At 44.6% G+C, this 17,226-nt stretch carries 12 protein-coding genes and 2 pseudogenes; 7 read left to right on the top strand and 7 right to left on the bottom strand.

Annotated elements, in window-relative coordinates:
• Positions 1 to 363: 363 nt before the first annotated feature.
• From NSU00_RS15660 to NSU00_RS15640, 5 genes are all read right to left on the bottom strand, one after another.
• Entirely contained in the window at positions 364 to 534 is a 171-nt protein-coding gene (locus NSU00_RS15660) for a hypothetical protein (RefSeq protein ID WP_235801247.1), read from the bottom strand.
• Entirely contained in the window at positions 531 to 1,658 is a 1,128-nt protein-coding gene (nspC, locus tag NSU00_RS15655; RefSeq protein WP_340703887.1) for a carboxynorspermidine decarboxylase, read from the bottom strand. The genes NSU00_RS15660 and nspC overlap by 4 nt, the downstream gene beginning before the upstream one ends.
• Positions 1,658 to 2,857 carry a saccharopine dehydrogenase family protein gene (locus tag NSU00_RS15650; protein WP_013860852.1) on the bottom strand — a complete coding sequence of 400 codons (1,200 nt, stop codon included), beginning with the start codon at positions 2,855 to 2,857 and terminating at the stop codon, positions 1,658 to 1,660. Before NSU00_RS15650 ends, nspC begins: the two co-directional genes overlap by 1 nt.
• 569 nt (positions 2,858 to 3,426) lie before the next feature.
• The gene (locus NSU00_RS15645) at positions 3,427 to 4,251 is read right to left on the bottom strand and encodes an STAS domain-containing protein (protein WP_340703886.1); all 825 of its coding nucleotides are present in this window, start codon (positions 4,249 to 4,251) and stop codon (positions 3,427 to 3,429) included.
• Positions 4,252 to 4,378: 127 nt separating this feature from the next.
• A complete protein-coding gene (locus NSU00_RS15640) occupies positions 4,379 to 4,519 on the bottom strand; it encodes a ribbon-helix-helix protein, CopG family (RefSeq protein ID WP_003352379.1) in 141 nt (46 codons plus the stop codon).
• A gap of 87 nt (positions 4,520 to 4,606) precedes the next feature.
• Here NSU00_RS15640 and NSU00_RS15635 point away from each other — a divergent pair, with 87 nt between their 5' ends.
• Positions 4,607 to 5,725, top strand: a complete 1,119-nt coding sequence (locus NSU00_RS15635; protein WP_014095882.1) for an RNA-guided endonuclease InsQ/TnpB family protein — start codon at positions 4,607 to 4,609, stop codon at positions 5,723 to 5,725.
• Between the two features lie 89 nt (positions 5,726 to 5,814).
• Here NSU00_RS15635 and NSU00_RS15630 read toward each other — a convergent pair.
• Together NSU00_RS15630 and NSU00_RS15625 are read right to left on the bottom strand one after the other, a co-directional pair.
• Positions 5,815 to 6,192, bottom strand: a pseudogene (locus NSU00_RS15630) (phosphoketolase family protein); the annotation flags it as partial.
• A gap of 144 nt (positions 6,193 to 6,336) precedes the next feature.
• Complete coding sequence (locus NSU00_RS15625) at positions 6,337 to 7,800, bottom strand: alpha-amylase (protein ID WP_340703885.1); 1,464 nt, start codon at positions 7,798 to 7,800, stop codon at positions 6,337 to 6,339.
• 230 nt (positions 7,801 to 8,030) lie between these two features.
• Here NSU00_RS15625 and NSU00_RS15620 point away from each other — a divergent pair, with 230 nt between their 5' ends.
• From NSU00_RS15620 to NSU00_RS15595, 6 genes and pseudogenes are all read left to right on the top strand, one after another.
• The gene (locus tag NSU00_RS15620; RefSeq protein ID WP_328196832.1) at positions 8,031 to 8,207 is read left to right on the top strand and encodes a hypothetical protein; all 177 of its coding nucleotides are present in this window, start codon (positions 8,031 to 8,033) and stop codon (positions 8,205 to 8,207) included.
• A gap of 21 nt (positions 8,208 to 8,228) precedes the next feature.
• A complete protein-coding gene (locus tag NSU00_RS15615; RefSeq protein ID WP_340703884.1) occupies positions 8,229 to 8,846 on the top strand; it encodes an MMPL family transporter in 618 nt (205 codons plus the stop codon).
• A gap of 317 nt (positions 8,847 to 9,163) precedes the next feature.
• Entirely contained in the window at positions 9,164 to 9,664 is a 501-nt protein-coding gene (gene queF / locus NSU00_RS15610) for a preQ(1) synthase (protein ID WP_017553497.1), read from the top strand.
• A gap of 11 nt (positions 9,665 to 9,675) precedes the next feature.
• Positions 9,676 to 10,331 (top strand): annotated as a pseudogene (locus tag NSU00_RS15605) (queuosine precursor transporter).
• 293 nt (positions 10,332 to 10,624) lie between these two features.
• Entirely contained in the window at positions 10,625 to 16,636 is a 6,012-nt protein-coding gene (locus NSU00_RS15600; protein WP_340703138.1) for a DNRLRE domain-containing protein, read from the top strand.
• Positions 16,606 to 17,118: a hypothetical protein gene (locus tag NSU00_RS15595; protein ID WP_327077457.1), complete on the top strand. Its 513-nt coding sequence runs from the start codon at positions 16,606 to 16,608 to the stop codon at positions 17,116 to 17,118. The genes NSU00_RS15600 and NSU00_RS15595 overlap by 31 nt, the downstream gene beginning before the upstream one ends.
• Positions 17,119 to 17,226: the final 108 nt, after the last annotated feature.

The raw sequence follows: 17,226 nt of genomic DNA, 5'->3' as shown, positions 1-17,226 counted from the left end.
CAAAGGGGGCCATTCCGCCGCCAGTCCGGCATTGGAAAAGCCCCCTTGCGTTTGGAAGCGGCGGGTGCGCGATTCAGTTAGCTACCCCGCTCTAATTCCCGCTGGGTTTTTTTGATTTCTTCAAGCGGATAATCAAGCATATCTGCGATCGTTTCGGGTGGGGTGCCTTTGCTCAGCATTTTTTGATTGCTATTTGTACCCCTTCTTCAATTCCTTTTTGAATCCCTTCTCTGAGCCCTTCCTCTCTTTCACCGCGGATATTCGCGAGCTGGTCGCGTAAAATTTCAGCCGGGCTTCGTACAATACTTTGTTTTCCCGATTGGCACTCAAATTCTCCCACTCTTTGATTGCGTCAAGCACTTCCTACCCATTCATCGCCCATTCCTCCAGTTCCTGCAAAATGTCCGTGTTAACCGTCTTTTTCCGGTAATCTGCAGCAGAAAGCATCATCAGCCACGGATAGGCTGCCGGCGGTTTCGCTTTTCTCCCTCGTCTATATTGTTTCCACTTAGCCCGGGTAATGCAGGTATTCACCCGAGTCTCATTTTAAAGTCGTGATAGCCGAATTCACGGACAATTGCGCAGTCGCCGTTTTTATATTGGATCGCGATGGCCGGAAGCGGCATGCCATTAAAGGTGGTATTTTTCACCATGGTGTAGATGGCCATATCGCCAAATACAAGGCGAACGCCTTCTTTAAGCGGCTTATCGAAGGAATAATCGCCGATCGTATCGCCGGCGAGGCATGTTTGGCCGCCAATCCGGTACGTATACGGTTTTTCGCCCGGCTCCCCGGCCCCGATGAGCGGCGGGCGGTACGGCATTTCCAGCACATCCGGCATATGGCACGAGGCGGACGTATCGAGGATCGCGATGTCCATGCCGTTTTTCACCGTGTCAAGCACTGTCGTGACAAGATAGCCGGCATTTAAAGCAACAGCTTCGCCCGGCTCAAGGTAGACTTCCAAACCGTACTTGTCCTGCATCCGCTTGATGCATTTTTCGAGCAAGGGAATGTCATAGCCTTCCCTCGTAATATGGTGGCCGCCGCCGAAATTGATCCATTCCATTTGCGGCAGCCATTCCCCGAACTTTTCTTCAACGGCATTCAGCGTTGTCTCCAGATCGTCCGCATTTTGCTGGCAGAGCGTGTGGAAATGGAGGCCGGTTACGCCGTCCAGAAGATCAGGGCGGAACTGTTCCTGCGTCACGCCGAAGCGCGAGCCCGGCGAACAAGGGTCATAAATTGCATGCCCGGTCTGTGTCGAGCATTCCGGATTGATGCGCAGGCCCGCCTTTTTCCCGCCTGCAATCACGCGGCCTTTAAATTTCTCAAGCTGTGAAAATGAATTAAAAATAACATGATCGCAAATCGAGACGATCTCATCGATTTCATCTTCACGGTAAGCGGCGGAAAAAATATGGTTTTCTTTCCCCATTTCCTCATGCCCGAGGCGCGCTTCATACAAGCCGCTTGCTGTTGTCCCGCTCAAGTATTTGCCGATGAGCGGGTACAAAGCAAACATCGAAAAAGCTTTTTGCGCCAAAACAATTTTACACCCGGTCCGTTTCATCACGCCGTTTAAAATTTTCAAATTGTCTTCGAGCTTTTGTTCATCAACTACATAGCAAGGCGTCGGCAGTTCTTCAAATCGCATCAGTCGACAAGCTCCGGATTATAGCTTTCTTTCCACGGCAGGCCCCATTTGTTCAGAGCTTCCATGAACGGATCAGGATCGAACTCTTCCACATTATAAACGCCTTTTCTGTCCCATTTGCCCTGGATCAGCATCATCGCGCCGATCATCGCCGGCACGCCGGTTGTGTACGATACCGCCTGCGAGCCGACTTCTTTGTAGCAGGCTTCATGGTCGCACACATTGTAAAGGTAATAGGTTTTGTCCTTGCCGTCTTTTTTGCCGCGGAAAATGCAGCCGATATTCGTTTTCCCTTTTGTGCGCGGGCCGAGGGAAGCCGGATCCGGCAGCACAGCTTTCAGAAATTGCAGCGGCACGATTTGTTTGCCTTCAAATTCAATCGGCTCAATTGAAGTCATGCCGACGTTTTCCAGGCATTTCAAATGTGTCAGGTAACTTTCGCCAAACGTCATGAAGAAACGGATCCGTTTAATGCCAGGGATATTTGCGGCAAGCGACTCCAGCTCTTCATGGTGCAGCAGGTACATGTCGCGTTCGCCGATTTCAGGAAAATCATACACGCGTTTGATCTCCATCGGTTTTGTTTCGATCCATTTGCCGTTTTCCCAGTAGCTGCCGTTGGCGGAAACTTCGCGGATGTTGATTTCCGGGTTGAAGTTTGTTGCGAACGGATAGCCATGGTCGCCGGCATTGCAGTCCAAAATATCAATATAATTGATTTCATCAAAATGGTGTTTCAGGGCATAAGCGGAAAATACGCCTGTTACGCCCGGGTCAAAGCCGCTGCCGAGAAGGGCGGTAATGCCGGCTTCTTCAAAACGTTCGCGGTATGCCCATTGCCATTTGTATTCAAATTTTGCCGTGTCTTCCGGCTCATAGTTCGCGGTGTCGAGATAGTTTGTTTTTGTTTGAAGGCAGGCTTCCATGATGGTTAAATCCTGGTAAGGCAGCGCCAGATTCATGACGACATCCGGTTTCACTTTTTCAATTAAAGCAACCAGTTCATCGACGTGATTGGCATCGACCTGTGCAGTCGTCACTTTCGTTTTTCCGCCGTCAAGCTTTGCTTTTAACGCATCGCATTTTGATTTCGTGCGGCTTGCGATGCAGATTTCTTCAAAGACTTCGCTGTTTTGGACACATTTATGCGCAGCGACCGATGCCACGCCGCCGGCCCCGATAATCAACGCTTTTCCCATTCTTCTGTCTCCTTCAAATAGAATTTTTGCATAATAAAAAGCAAGTGCAATCCGCATACGTGCGCACAACACTTGCTTGAAATCATCATCCTAAAAAAGCATGCATATCCGCATAAACAGATATATGCCTGCCATAAAAGTCCGTGGACAATATGGAAGAAAGCTTTATATTCCTATAGGATCAGAGTCTATATAGCAAATAATTACTTTTACCACTCTTATTGATCGTTTCACAAGTTGATGTGCACAAGCACCGGTTGTAAAGTAACCAACTTATAAAATTTGAGTTTCCCACTCAATCAATAAGGCAACCAAAAGTTGCCGATTCGGCATTTGGCCCGGCACACCGATGCCTTTACTCCACTGGCCAAAATTATCTGCTTGGAAAGACTCCTGATGCTCTATATATGCTTTCCAAATCATGCTCTTCTATCGTATCAGCACGGACTTAAAATAGCAAGAAGAAAAATTTTCTTAAACCATATCGGGACGGCTGCGTTTCAAAGGGGGGCTCCTCCCCGGATCTCTATTTTCCAAAACGGGATGCCCGGATGGCTGAAAAAACGCCATCATTCCGGTATGAGTTCCAGTTTTGAGTGGATCGTTACGTCATTAAAATCAATGCCCAATTGAATGGCAGTTTGCGCCACCTCCGGACGGATGCCGGAAAGAATGCATTTTACCCCGATTAACCGCAGCGTCTCAATCAGCCGGAAAATTTGCTGGGCGACCATCGTATCGATGACGACCACGCCGGATAAATCAATGTACAGAAGGAGAACGCTTTTTTCTGCGCATTGTTCGAGTGTTTTTTCCAGAATAATTTTCGCACGGTTGGAATCAATTTCCCCGACAAGCGGCAGCAGCGCGGTATTTTTGCCGACCATAATGACGGGGGAACTCAGCTCTTTAATCATTTCCTGCTGGGACTCCAATCGCTTTAAGGAATAATAGTGGTTTTCTTTCATAAACCTGAGCATGACATGTTCGAATGTCCGGATGATCGCCCTTCTCCAAAAATTCAGTTCCTCGTATGTATATTTTCCCTCGTGGGCTGCAACAAATGAATCAAACAGATCGAGATATTGTTCCTGCGTGTGGAAGAACTCGCGCAAAATAAAGTGGTTCGGTGTGGAAAGATGCTCTTCATCCTGTGCAACGTTCATTACCCACTTTTCAAAATGGTGTAAAAATGTATCTTCATCTTTTAAAAACACTTCACAAAACTGGACGTGGAAATCGTGGTTTTGCTCTTTCAGTTTTGCAACCACTTCGGGGTCGGTGGACGCATAAACCCCCTGCACGGTGCTTTTGTCGAGCGATGCGTACCAGTCTTCCGTCAATTGCCATGTTTTTTCAAGGAAAAATTGATGCAATGCCTGTCTTAGCTCCATTTTATCACCCGCATGATGTAAGATTTAACGGTTTTCCGAAAGAAGTCTCCCATCCTCAAGGAATGTGAAGGTGCGAATCGCACCAATGAGTAGGTGGGAGATGAATTTCGGTTGGCTTTAGCCAAAGTTATTTTTCCAATCCTTTTCTCAACAATTCTAAGATTGCGGCTGTTCTAGTTGGAATCCCATTTTCTTTTTGATATTGCTCCAATTTTTCTAATATCGTCTTAGGCATACGAATTTCTACACGTTCTTTCTCTTCTCTCATGATTATCACCTCATATTGATTGTACGGATTTTTTACGATATAATCAATATATACGAAATTTTTCCGCACAAAGTGAGGTGAATTGATATGGCCAAGCAAAACAAAGCTTTCAAGTTTCGTTTGTTACCAAACAAAGAACAATCCGCATTATTAGCTAAGACATTTGGTTGTGTTCGCTTTGTCTACAATAAGATGTTAGCTGAACGCAAAGAAACGTATGAAAAGTTCAAGGATGATAAAGAATTGCTTAAAAAGCAAAAGTTTCCGACTCCTGCAAAATATAAAAGTGAATTTCCATTCCTAAAAGAAGTGGATTCTTTAGCTTTGGCAAATGCACAAATGAACTTACAGACTGCTTATAAGAATTTCTTTGAAGGAAATGCGGATTTTCCAAAGTTCAAAAATCGTAAAGCAAAACAATCCTATACAACTAATATGGTCAACGGAAATATTAAGCTAGAAAATGGTCATATCAAACTGCCAAAAATCAAAAAGCCAATAAAAATGAAACAGCATAGAGAGATACCTGCTGATTATAAAATCAAATCTTGCACTATTTCTAAAACAAAGACAGGCAAGTACTACATTTCAATTTTGACAGAATATGAGAAAGATATTCGTCCAGTTAAAATACAGAAAGTTGTTGGTTTGGATTTTGCTATGGATGGTCTATATGTCGAGAGTGAACAGGGTAAGAAAGCCAATTACCCACGTTACTATCGGCAAGCCTTAGATAAATTAGCAAAAGCACAACGAATTCTTTCTCGAAGAAAGAAAGGTTCTGCACGTTGGAACAAGCAACGACTAGTAGTGGCTAAATTACATGAGAAAGTGGCGAACCAACGCATGAATTTTCTTCATCATAAGTCAAAAGAATTAGCTTCTAACTTTGATGCTGTCGTGATTGAGGACTTGAACATGAAAGGGATGTCTCAAGCCCTTCACTTTGGGAAAAGCGTTCATGATAACGGCTGGGGGATGTTCACTACTTTCTTAGCGTATAAGCTAAAAGAACAGGGGAAACAACTTGTGAAAATTGATAAGTGGTTTCCCTCCACTAAGAAGTGTTCATGTTGCGGCAAGGAAAAAGAAATGCCATTATCTGAACGTGTATATAAATGTTCTTGCGGCTTTGTATTAGATCGCGATCACAATTCAGCAATCAATATCAAAAATGAGGGATTACGCTTATTAGCGTTATCATAAGTAACAAAACTCTTGGAACAAGAGGGTTAGCTCGGTCAGTTTTCGTTGGCTAGTAAAAGCAACGATAAGTCGAGAAGCCCCCACTTCAATCAAACCGTAAGGTTGATAAGTGGTGGGTAGTTCACCGCTTGCCACTGCCAGTTTTCGATTTCCGGCAGATCATTGCCTTCTTCGCGGATGTACGCGTGATGCTTTTGCAGCATGCCGTCCATTTCGCTGATGAGGGCTGCATGCCGGCATGCATCGGGCAGGCTTGACACCACTTCTTTTACAAGATCAAACCGGTCCATCTGGTTCATCACGCGCATATCAAACGGCGTCGTGATATCCCCGTTTTCACGGTAGCCGTGCACATGCAGATTGCGGTTTGCACGATCAAAGAACAAGTCTTTGATCAGGCTTTCGTAGCCATGGAAGGCAAAAACAACCGGTTTGTCCTTTGTAAAATAGGCGTCGAACGCTTCATCCGAAAGGCCGCGCTAAAAAAAATCCGGGAATGACCTGGAAGCGGGCGGGGAACGATGCCGCACATTGGTTGGGCATGCCAGCGACTGAATTTGGGAAAAAGAATGAAACAAGCACCGTTCCGGAACATGGAACAGTGCCCCTCCTTAGTTTTCGCCCGTTTCCTGTACCCAGACAGAGACGCTGCCGCCGTTCACCGGAAATGCCGCATAGCCGTCTTCGCCAATTGTAATTTTTTCCTGCCGGTTGCCGGTGGCGTCTACCCAAACCTCGCCAGCGCGCTCTTTTCCGGCAAGCATTCTTTTTTCGCCGTTCTCGCCGTTTGAGATGACGACGGCACAGCCGGAATGCGGCATCTCCGGAACGCCGCGGCGTACCCAGCCGATGGTGTTCGGATGGTCAAAATAATCATCCTGCTCGCCATATGCTTTTTCCCGCCGGACAGATAAAAGCGGGGAAAGGGCGCCTTTTTTTCCGGGAATCGGATGGTCGCCGCCGATGCCGTACATATCCCCGTAAAAGACGCACGGATAACCGTCTTTCCGCAGCAGGATCAAAGCATAGGCGCTCTGCTTAAACCAGTCGTCCACCCATGATTCCAGCGATTCGTTCGGCTGTGAATCATGATTATCAACAAACGTAACAGCATTCAGCGGGTGTGTTTGGACGAGCGTATCTTGAAAAATGGTCGTGAGGTCAAAATTGCGCCCTTTTTTGGATGCTTCATGCAATTTATAATGAAGCGCAACATCGAACAAATCGATTTTAAACTGGACATGGTCGAGGTATTTTTGGCACGCTTCTAGCTGCTGGTTCCAGAACTCGCCGACAAAATAAAATTGGTCTCCGCGGTGTTCCATTAAAGCAGCGGCAAAGTCTCGGATAAAGTCATGGTTGATATGCTTTATGGCATCGAGCCGGTAGCCGTCGCAACCAGCCGTATCGGCCAGCCATTTTCCCCATTCGATCATTTCTTTTTTGACATCCGGATGGTTGTAATCAATGTCCGCGTACATCAAGTAGTCGAAGTTTCCAAATTCGTTGTCGACATGCTCATCCCAATGCTTATTTTCCCCGACAATGCGGAAAATGCCTTTCCGCCCTGTCCGGTTGTCATAATCGACGCCGGTGAAATGGGTGTGGTCCCACTTAAAAGCAGAATACTTATCTTTCCGGTTTGTAAAATTAAATTTTGTCCAGCCTTCTATTTCAAACGGTTCGGAAATTTCTTTGTTGCGGTCCATCGGGTCGACTTCCACCACTTGGAAAGCTTCGGTTTCATCCGCGCCCGCTTTATGGTTCATGACGACATCGATATAGACCTGGATATCTTGCTCATGGCAGGCGCTGATCGCTTCATGCAATTGCTGTTTCGTCCCGTACTTTGTCCTGACGGTGCCTTTCTGGTCAAACTCCCCAAGGTCGTAATGGTCGTATACCCCATAACCATTGTCCATGTCTGACTGCCCTTTTGTCACCGGCGGAAGCCAGACGGCATCAATCCCGGTTTTCTTTAATTCAGGCGCCATTTCTTTCAGCCGGTTCCAATGGCTGCCGTCTGCCGGCGTATTCCATTCAAAAAACTGCAGAATCGTATGATTTCGTTCCAAGAAAAATACCCCTTCCAAAAGAACTAGGTTGATGCGTTTAGTATAAGTGAATGCGGAAAAATTTTCAATCAATTATGATTTTAAGCATGCCAAAAAGCGAATAGAACAAGGGCACTATTCCCGCTTTTTATCCGGAAAAACCTGTTTTTACAGGCAGGCTTTTCTTTCGCTTTCAAAAATACGGTTCAAATCCGGCTCCCGGCATGGGACTGCCCGCCCAATTTGGTTGTTTGGCCGTTTCATCTGCCGTTTTTCCGAATGTGAATAAAGTAACGGATAACAGCGCAGCAAATCTGCCGGCTTCAGCCATGTCCGCCCGGGCTGAAAAGGTGGCCGAAAAACAGTTTCCGGATGCAGGCACGCCGCTTCTTATCGCCTGGTACCGCGAAGGCGGCCTCTCGCAGTAGGATTACGGAACGATTGCTAAATTGTACGCGGATTTAAAGAAAAACCCGCTTCCCGCACAAAGTTTTATTCCACCGTACGAAAAAATGCCGCCGCAGGTACTGGGCAGCCAGGCTTCAAAAGACGTCACAACGATTGCCACGCCGGTATTTTTGAAAAAGAATGCAGGGACGGATGAACTTTCCGATAACTTGAAAGAATTGAAGAAGAGAGTGGCATCCTTCGAATCGAAAGCCGTTTTGAACAAGAAACTGGCGGATGCCGGCCTGCATGTCCGCTTCACAGGGCCTGCGGGCATTTCCACGGATGCGGTGTCGCTTTTTAGCAAAGCGGATATCACCCTGCTGGTTTCGACCGTGATGCTTGTGCTCGTGCTGCTGATTGTATTGTATCGGTCGCCGATTCTGGCGCTTGTCCCGCTCATCGGTGTCATATTTGCTTACGGGGCAATCGGGCCGATATTGGGTATTCTTGCAAAAGAAGGCATCATTACAGTGGATTCCCAGGCCACTTCGATCATGACGGTCCTCTTATTCGGGGCCGGCACGGATTACTGTTTATTTCTTGTTTCGAGATGGCTGAATGGAAGATTCTCCAGCTCAAAGGGTTTACAGGCGCCGCATCATTTTCTAAAATGGTAAGGAACGCCTTACCCGGCATAGAGCAATTGTGTGTACAGCTGTTTCACTGGCTCAACCAGGACCTGTTTTCAGGAGCGAATCATTCGGATATCTAGATAGACTATATTATTATATAGCTTTATGTAGATTTTCGGAACCAGGTATTGAACAGTTGCATAAGCATGAGGTTCATAGCAAACCCTCTATAAAAAACTATGGATAAATGGATCAAAAAGCCATGTCCATACGGGATATGGCTTTTTTCATCTTATTCAGGCACGGGTCTGCGCCTCTCTTGGAAAAAATGGCGGGAACAATTTTTGATAGGAGGTTTTTTTATGGCTGGAAGAAAACAGGAAGAAGGATTGCAGGACTTGACGTTGCTAGGCAACCAAAAAACAAAATACCCGGCGGATTACGATCCCGGGGTGCTGGAGGCGGTTGACAATCTGCATGCGGGCCGTGACTATTTTGTAAAATTCAACTGCCCGGAATTTACAAGTCTGTGCCCGCTTACCGGACAACCGGATTTTGCGACCATGTATATTTCTTATATACCGGATAAAAAAATTGTTGAAAGCAAATCCCTGAAACTGTATCTTTTCAGTTTCCGCAACCACGGCGATTTTCATGAAGACTGCGTCAATATCATCATGGACGATCTCATCAAGCTGCTCGATCCCCGCTACATTGAAGTGTGGGGAAAATTTACGCCGCGCGGGGGCATTTCCATTGATCCGTGGTGCAATTACGGGAAACCGGGCACCAAATATGAAGATATGGCCCATTTTCGCCTGATGCATCACGATCTGTATCCTGAAAAAGTGGATAACCGGTGAGGGGGATACAGATGAATGCATACTTAAATGGCATGTTTGTCGGGCTGCTGATTTTATCGAATATCATTTCTGTGAAGCTGTTTCATATTGGCGATGCGATTGTGCTGCCCGCTGCCGCCATCATTTACATTTTTACGTATCCCCTTGTTGATGTTACAGTGGAAGTTTACGGGAAAAAGGCGGGCCGGGCAACGGTTCAGGCAGGCTTTCTCACCCAAATCCTTGCCCTGGTTTTTATCGTGGCCGCCATCCATCTCCCGGCTGCCCCTTCTTTTCAGCACCAGGATGCCTTTAAAACGATTTTAAGCGGCAGTTTCCGCGTCGTGTTGGCCAGCCTGATTTCGTATTGGGTCAGCCAAAATCTCGATGTTTTTGTATTTCATAAGCTGAAAATAAGGCACGGTAGAAAAAACTGTGGCTGCGCAACAATGCTTCCACGATGTTCAGCCAGTTGATCGATACGTCTATTTTTATCGTGATTGCTTTTTACGGAACGGTGCCGGCCGGGATGATCGGAACGCTGATTCTCACCCAGTATATTTTTAAATTCGCAGCTTCGATCATCATGACCCCGGTTGTCTATTTGCTTGTCGGCCTGATCCGCAAAACCCGGAGCGAAAATGGGCTGCAAACCGTCCAGGAAGCAGTGGAAAAAGGAAACGCATAAAACTTTACAAGAACGGAAGCGGCTTCTTTTGTGCCCGGCCTGGTCCGGTATGAAGGAAGCCGCAACTGTTTCCGGCAAAATTAACGGGTTGCGAATGCCGATTTACCGATAAAAAAATCATTCCCAGCACCAACCGGAAATGAAATATTGCAGCATAAAAAGCAGCACATAGCCATCTTGCTAATTACCAGAATGAGGAAAGAAAGTTTTGAAAAATTTTCTTGTAAGGGGTTACTACGCGTGATACAATTCTTAAAAGCTAGTAAAAATTTTGTAATACTGGGGGATATTTTGTGTTCAAAAAACATTTAGCGCGCCTGCTGTCGATTTTAATGATTGCGTCCTTGCTGCCCATGCATGCAGGTGCTGAATCCAATGATTCCGGTTCGGGCCATTCAACAGAGAATTCGACAGCGAGCGCCGGTACCGGCCAAAATGAGGATTCAGCGTATCATGAACTTGTGTCGGATAGGGATGCCTATTCCAAAACGTATACCAACAATGAGGGGGATTTTAAAAAGGAAATTTATCAAGAACCGATTCACCGCAAAGATGACGGAAAATGGGTAAACATTTCAGACAAACTTGTGGAAGATGAAGATAACGCCAATGTAGTAGAAGCAGATAACACCACATTGGATGCAACTTTCCCAAAAACTTACAAGACCTCTGACAAAGATATGACCTTCTCTGTTGGAAACCATGACATTATCTTTTCCAATCTCTCTGCCTCGGACGGAAGTACAACCACTGCTGCCAACCCTTCAGCCCGAACAAAATATGAAGACAATCAAATAATGTACCAAAATATTTTTAATGGCATTGATTTGCGGTATGTTACATTCAACGAAGAAGTAAAAGAAGATTGGATTATTAATCAGTATACTGGAATAAACCAATTCAACTACATCATCAAAACAGACCTGGCTGCCCGTCTGAACGGCGATGGTTCAGTCGGTTTCTATCAGGATTCTGATTTTAAAGATCAGGTGTTTGTACTGCCGCGCCCACAAATGGAAGATTCCAATTACAATGATGGACTGGGCAGTGGTGTAAAGTCAAATGATTTGCATTATTCCTTATCTGCTGATGGGGATGGCCAGTATAAACTCAGCTTAACTGCAGATAAAGACTGGCTGGAATCAAAAGACCGCGTTTATCCGGTTTATGTAGACCCTTCTGTTTCCTTAGATGTCAATGCAGATACATTCGTGGCGAGTGCATATCCCACGACAAACTATAACAAAGAGTGGGATTCTTCCCAGGGTGAGTATGTCCTTAAGGTTGGGAAATATGACAATACAACCGGCACCAATTATGCCTATATGAAGTTTGCAATCCCTTCTGATTTAAAAGGGGCAATCATTGATTCGGCGGATTTAAAAGCCTATATCACCCATTCTTACTATGCCACAACTAAAACAAGCATATGGGTGGACCGGGTACAATCTTCCTGGTCGGCTGATACAATGAATTGGAATAACAAGCCGGGCTCAACAAACATTACAAGTACGACAGCAGCCCGGAACCAATGGGCCACCTTCAATGTAAAAGGCACTGTTCAGGGAGTGGTGGATGGTGAGTATCCAAACTACGGTTTTAAATTCCATGAAAATGGCAATGGCCAAACATATTGGAAAAAGATTACTGCTTCAGAAAGTGCAAATAAAGCAAAACTTGTCGTCACGTACCATTATCCGGAAATGAAAAGCCCGACCTTGTCTGCTGCACAGACATCGGCCGGTTCTGCAACAGGCTATGTAAATGTTTCCTGGCCAAAAGTGAACAATGTGGAATCTTACAGCCTGCAGATGTATGACGGGAAAAGCTATGAAACCGTTTATAAAGGAACGGCAACGAGTTGGACTACAAAGGGGAAAAAGATCTTTCCGAAGTCGCCGTATTCCACCAGTTCCGCTTTTAAATCGGACGGGACGGGTGTCGAGCTGCCGGTTGATCCGAGTGCCTTTTACAGTGCAAAAAGCGGCACGGCCACCAAAAATAAAAATTATCAGTTCCGCGTGATTGCCAATTACCCGGGAGGAAGCAGCCCCGCCTCCACCGTTGTATCCAAGCCTATTCCAAACGGCCTTGTAGATACGCCGGACAGGCCGGATGTAAAAGCGAGCGCTTATTCTGAATCCGATTCCGTAAATAAAGGAAGGGGATGGCTGGATATATCGTGGGATCCGGTGGAAGGGGCAACAGGATATATCGTCCGGATCTATAACGGAAAAGACTATCAGGATTTTAATGCCGGAAATGCCACCAGCTGGTCGACCAAAGGCCAGAAACTGTGGCCGACAGATAGTGAAATTGCTGCCGGAAAGTATTTGCTCCACCTGGATAAAACAGGCGCGGAATTGCCGATTGACCCAAATCCGGTATACAAAAATGCAGTGGCCGATGGCGGAGGCTATGATTATTTTCACCGGTATTCGATTACCATCAAAGCAGTCTGTCCGGCGGGAACCACACCGTCAGCCGATACGAATTACGGATATATCCCGCTGGAAACGCCGAAAAATGTTGCAGCAACAGCGGAACTTGCAGACCCTGTGAGTGCGAAGGGTATTTTAAACGTCAAATGGGATGCTGTCACAGGAGCCGGTGGTTACTTGGTGGAAATCTCAACGGATGGCGGAAAAACTTTCCGGTCACCCGTGGATGTCGGAAAAGTGACCTCCTGGAAATCGACAGGAAAACTGGAGCTGGATCCTGGTAAAGGTTACCAGGTTAGGGTAAAGGCATATCGGTACAATGATGCGATAGCCCCATCATCTGAAAAGGAAAAAATCAGCGGTCCGCGGGGTGTCAGCGCCGCATCTGCAATCAAAACCGTCAACATGGCATCACGCGAGGATCTCCTTGGTCTGGAAGATGATTTCACATATGGTACCCATACGATGGGAAATGCTACTGTTTCCGTCAATGTTACAACCGGGAACCTGAATATGGCCATCACAGATGCTTCACTCTATCCACGTGGGGTGCTGGATTTTGATTTTACGAGGTCTTATAATTCAGGATCCACACGCAGCTCCGCATTTGGCACAGGCTGGACATTCGCCGGGAATGAATCGCTTGTAACAAAACCTTCATCATCTAATCTGTATTATGATGATGAAGACGGAACGAGGCATGAGTTCGTTTATAATCCAGGGAACGATTCGTTCACTTCGCCAAAAGGAAAATATCTGTCCTTAAAGAAGCAGACAGTTAATGGCGCTTCAGGTTTTGCTTTAACTGATAAAGACGGATTTACCAAACTGTTTGAATCTGCCCCCACTTCAGGTACTTACCGTTTGTACGCTTATCAGGATACAAATCATAATACGATCCGGTTTAAGTATACAAATAATCAACTGACGGAAATTGCTGAAACCGACAGCTCAGGCAGTACAATTGGCAAAAGCATTACGCTTGCGTATAATGCGGACGGCCTGGTCAGTAAAATGGCTTACAATAATCGCTGGATTGAATACCAATACAACGATGCGGACCGCCCAAAGCTGTTAACAGATACAGTGACGCATGCTGAAGGCACAAGCAAAACCATTACCAATTCGTACGATTATGAGGATAACGGCGACCGGTTAAGTTCCTTTACGGACGGGAACGGCAATGAAGGGACAATGGAATATAAGGATAACGAGATTACGGTTGTCACACCGCAAAAAGACGGAGCATCATCTGTCTCAACAACCTATAATTATGATTTGCCAAATAACAAATTTACGGTAACGGATTCAAATGATAGCCAAAAAGTTTATCACCGGAATACAGCAAACAATACGTTTGCCGTAACGGAAACGGTTGATGAAAATGGGAAATCGGGCACCGTACAATATGATGCAAATTATAATATAATCAAGTCGACCGACGCAGAAGGCAATACAGAAACGAAGGTATATGACGCAAACGGTAACGTAACGAAAGAAACGGATGCAGAAGGAAATGTGACGACATATGCCTATAATGCTCAAAATTTACTCACATCAAAAACAGATCCAAAAGGGGTTACGACTACTTACAGCTATGACGGGAATCGGAATCTCACCGAGACGCAGGTAGGGGACGAAATCACAAAATTTGAGTATGATGCATATGGACGGCAGACGAAAGAAATTTATCCGAACGAGACGTATACGGAAACAGCCTATACCGACCATACTGTTACCGAAAAAGATGCAAAAGGGAATACCACAAGTACGACATACGATGATAACGGCCAGATTGTGTCCCAGACGGACGGTGCCGGAAGGAAAACTTCTTATACGTATGATTCACTGACGCCTGATTTAAAAACTTCCGTAACAGACGGAAACGGTAATAAAACGAGCTATACGTATGACAACAACGGCAATATGCTGACAGTGACAAATGCAAAAAATGTTACAAAAAGCTATACGTATAACAATAACAATCAAGTATTGAGCGTGACTTTGCCGGTCGGTTCGGGATCAGACCCGATGAAAATGCTATATACGTATGATGAAGATGGCAACCTACAGACCTTCAAAAAAGCATCGGGCATTTTAGAGACGTACCAGTATGATGAGGCAGGGCAGCTAACCGGGACAACTGTTGCGGACGCATCAGGAAAAAATGAATACAACATTGCCAACACTTATGATGATAATGGACAAGTAACGAAAACGGCGTTGAAAGATGCGACAGGTGCAGAGATTCTCGCTAAAACCTATGCCTATACGGATAACGGCCTGGTGTCCCAGTACAATCAGGGAGATTCTTATCAGATCAACAATGAATACAACGATGATGATTCCTTGAAAAGCGATACGTATTCGTATCATTCGCAATCTGTTGTAGTGAAAAACAATTACACATATATAGAATCAGGAAAAGCAGATACAGTAAATACAACGCTGAATGGCGATACGCTGTTGCAGTTCCAATACGGGTATGATCTGGATAATCGGAAAGATTCATTAACAGCCAATAACGGCCTGTTTAAGCAAACCACCACTTTGGATACCGCAAACAATATCCAAAGTATCCAGTATTTCAAAGGAAGCAGCACAACAGCAGCTGCCCAGTTTGCTTATCAGTACGACGGATCAGCCAATATCACAAAAGAAACAACGGCAAAAGGCGATACAAGTTACACGTATGACCAGAATAACCAATTAACGAAAGAAATATTGCCGGATGGCACGACGAATAGCTATACGTATGACGCGGTCGGAAACCGGACGCAGGCAACGGTTAACGGGAAAACGTCCAATTATACGTATAACGATGCCAACCAGATCGTGAAGAAAAATGGCACCGCCTTTACGTATGACAAGGACGGCAATTTAACGCAGGATGAAAATGATAAATATACGTATAACGCGTTGGGTCAGATGACGAAAGTTACCACACTCAGCGGAACAACTGTTGCCGAGTATACGTATGATGAAAACGGGCTGCGGACAAAGAAAACCGTTGGAACGAAAACAAATGAATACTACTATGACCAGGACAACAATTTGTCCATGGAAGTAGTGAAAAACAACGGTACCATCACGCAGTACAAGTATTACAAATGGGATTCAGACGGTACAACACCGCTCGGCATGATCATTCGCCAGCAGGATAGCACTGGACAATGGGCCAATAAAGCATACTTCTTCTGGACGAACCATCGTGGGGATGTCATTTCCATTGTGGATCAGTCTGGAAACGAAGTGGGTTCCTACACTTATGACGCATACGGGAATGTGCTGACTGAAACTGGTGAAATTGCCAAATACAATCCGATTCGGTATGCCGGGTACTATTATGATGCTGAGACGAAGGATTACTATTTGAAAGCGAGGTACTATAACCCTGCGAATGGGACATTTTTAGCAATGGATCCACAGCCTGGGGACAAAGATGATCCTTTTTCACAGAATGAATATAATTACGTTAGCAATAATCCAATAGTGAATGTGGATCTAGATGGCGAGATAAAAATAAGTATAGGTACTTTAAAAATCATATCCAAGCATGTCGCTAAAGGATTTCGTAATGCTTGGAAATATATTTCTAAGTATGTAAAAAAAGTAAGAAACAAAATGGGTTTTAGGATAATAAAAGTGGGGAGAATAAAAAATACTGGTAGTAAGGAAAAAGGAAGGTGGGGGATTCTTTACTCAACTACTAGAAAAGGAAAAAGAATTTATCGTTCTATAGAATTTCACCCACCTGAGCACGGACATGGTTATCATATTCAATGCAATAAATATTCTAAACACAATGGAAAATGGATTAGAGGTCATGTTGTATGGCGAAAGACTATAGGAAAAGGAGAATAGGAAGTTTGCAGATGTATTACTCTTTTCAAATATCGACATTTGGTAAATATAATAATGAGACACATGAATATGAAACGATAGAAAATGTAATTTATGAAGTACTAAACCTACTAAAAAATATTAATTTTACCATGTATCAATATACAATTTCAACTTCAAATGATGCTTTAGAATCACCCTTAATAACTATTCCGCTCCAAGGAAAAAAACGTTTCTTATTTGGCGAAAAAAAATTTATCATATGTGAAGCAAACGATGCAAGCTTTTATAGGGATAGAATTGTTTCAAATGATAAATTATTTTTTATTGAAAAGGATAAATCTATAGATCAGATATTTAAAAACAAAACTTTTACTGAAGAAAATTTTAAAAGTGATCTATTAAACATAGTTCCTCTGATTGTTGAAATCTATGAATCCGAAGAGATCACAATAACTTCAGCATTAAAAGAATATATTTTATTTATAGCAAACAAGTTATAAGAGTATATTAATATTTTTCTTGAAGGTGTGGGCTAATAACAAAAAACGGAAAGATTTTCTACCACTTAAATGGTCAGTCAGATTTAAGTTAAATGTTGGATATTAATA

It is taken from the genome of Weizmannia sp. FSL W8-0401 (genome assembly GCF_038009125.1).
GTDB classification, from domain to species: Bacteria; Bacillota; Bacilli; order Bacillales; family Bacillaceae_C; genus Weizmannia; species Weizmannia coagulans.
Note: the sequence above shows the minus strand (reverse complement) of the source record. Positions and strands in the feature narration are given on the sequence as shown.

Coding starts and splice junctions, on each gene's coding strand:
- queF (WP_017553497.1), top strand. CDS start 9,164: ATGGCTGGAAGAAAACAGGAAGAAGGATTGCAGGACTTGACGTTGCTA.
- NSU00_RS15645 (WP_340703886.1), bottom strand. CDS start 4,251: ATGGAGCTAAGACAGGCATTGCATCAATTTTTCCTTGAAAAAACATGG.
- NSU00_RS15635 (WP_014095882.1), top strand. CDS start 4,607: ATGGCCAAGCAAAACAAAGCTTTCAAGTTTCGTTTGTTACCAAACAAA.
- nspC (WP_340703887.1), bottom strand. CDS start 1,658: ATGCGATTTGAAGAACTGCCGACGCCTTGCTATGTAGTTGATGAACAA.
- NSU00_RS15640 (WP_003352379.1), bottom strand. CDS start 4,519: ATGAGAGAAGAGAAAGAACGTGTAGAAATTCGTATGCCTAAGACGATA.
- NSU00_RS15650 (WP_013860852.1), bottom strand. CDS start 2,857: ATGGGAAAAGCGTTGATTATCGGGGCCGGCGGCGTGGCATCGGTCGCT.
- NSU00_RS15595 (WP_327077457.1), top strand. CDS start 16,606: ATGGCGAAAGACTATAGGAAAAGGAGAATAGGAAGTTTGCAGATGTAT.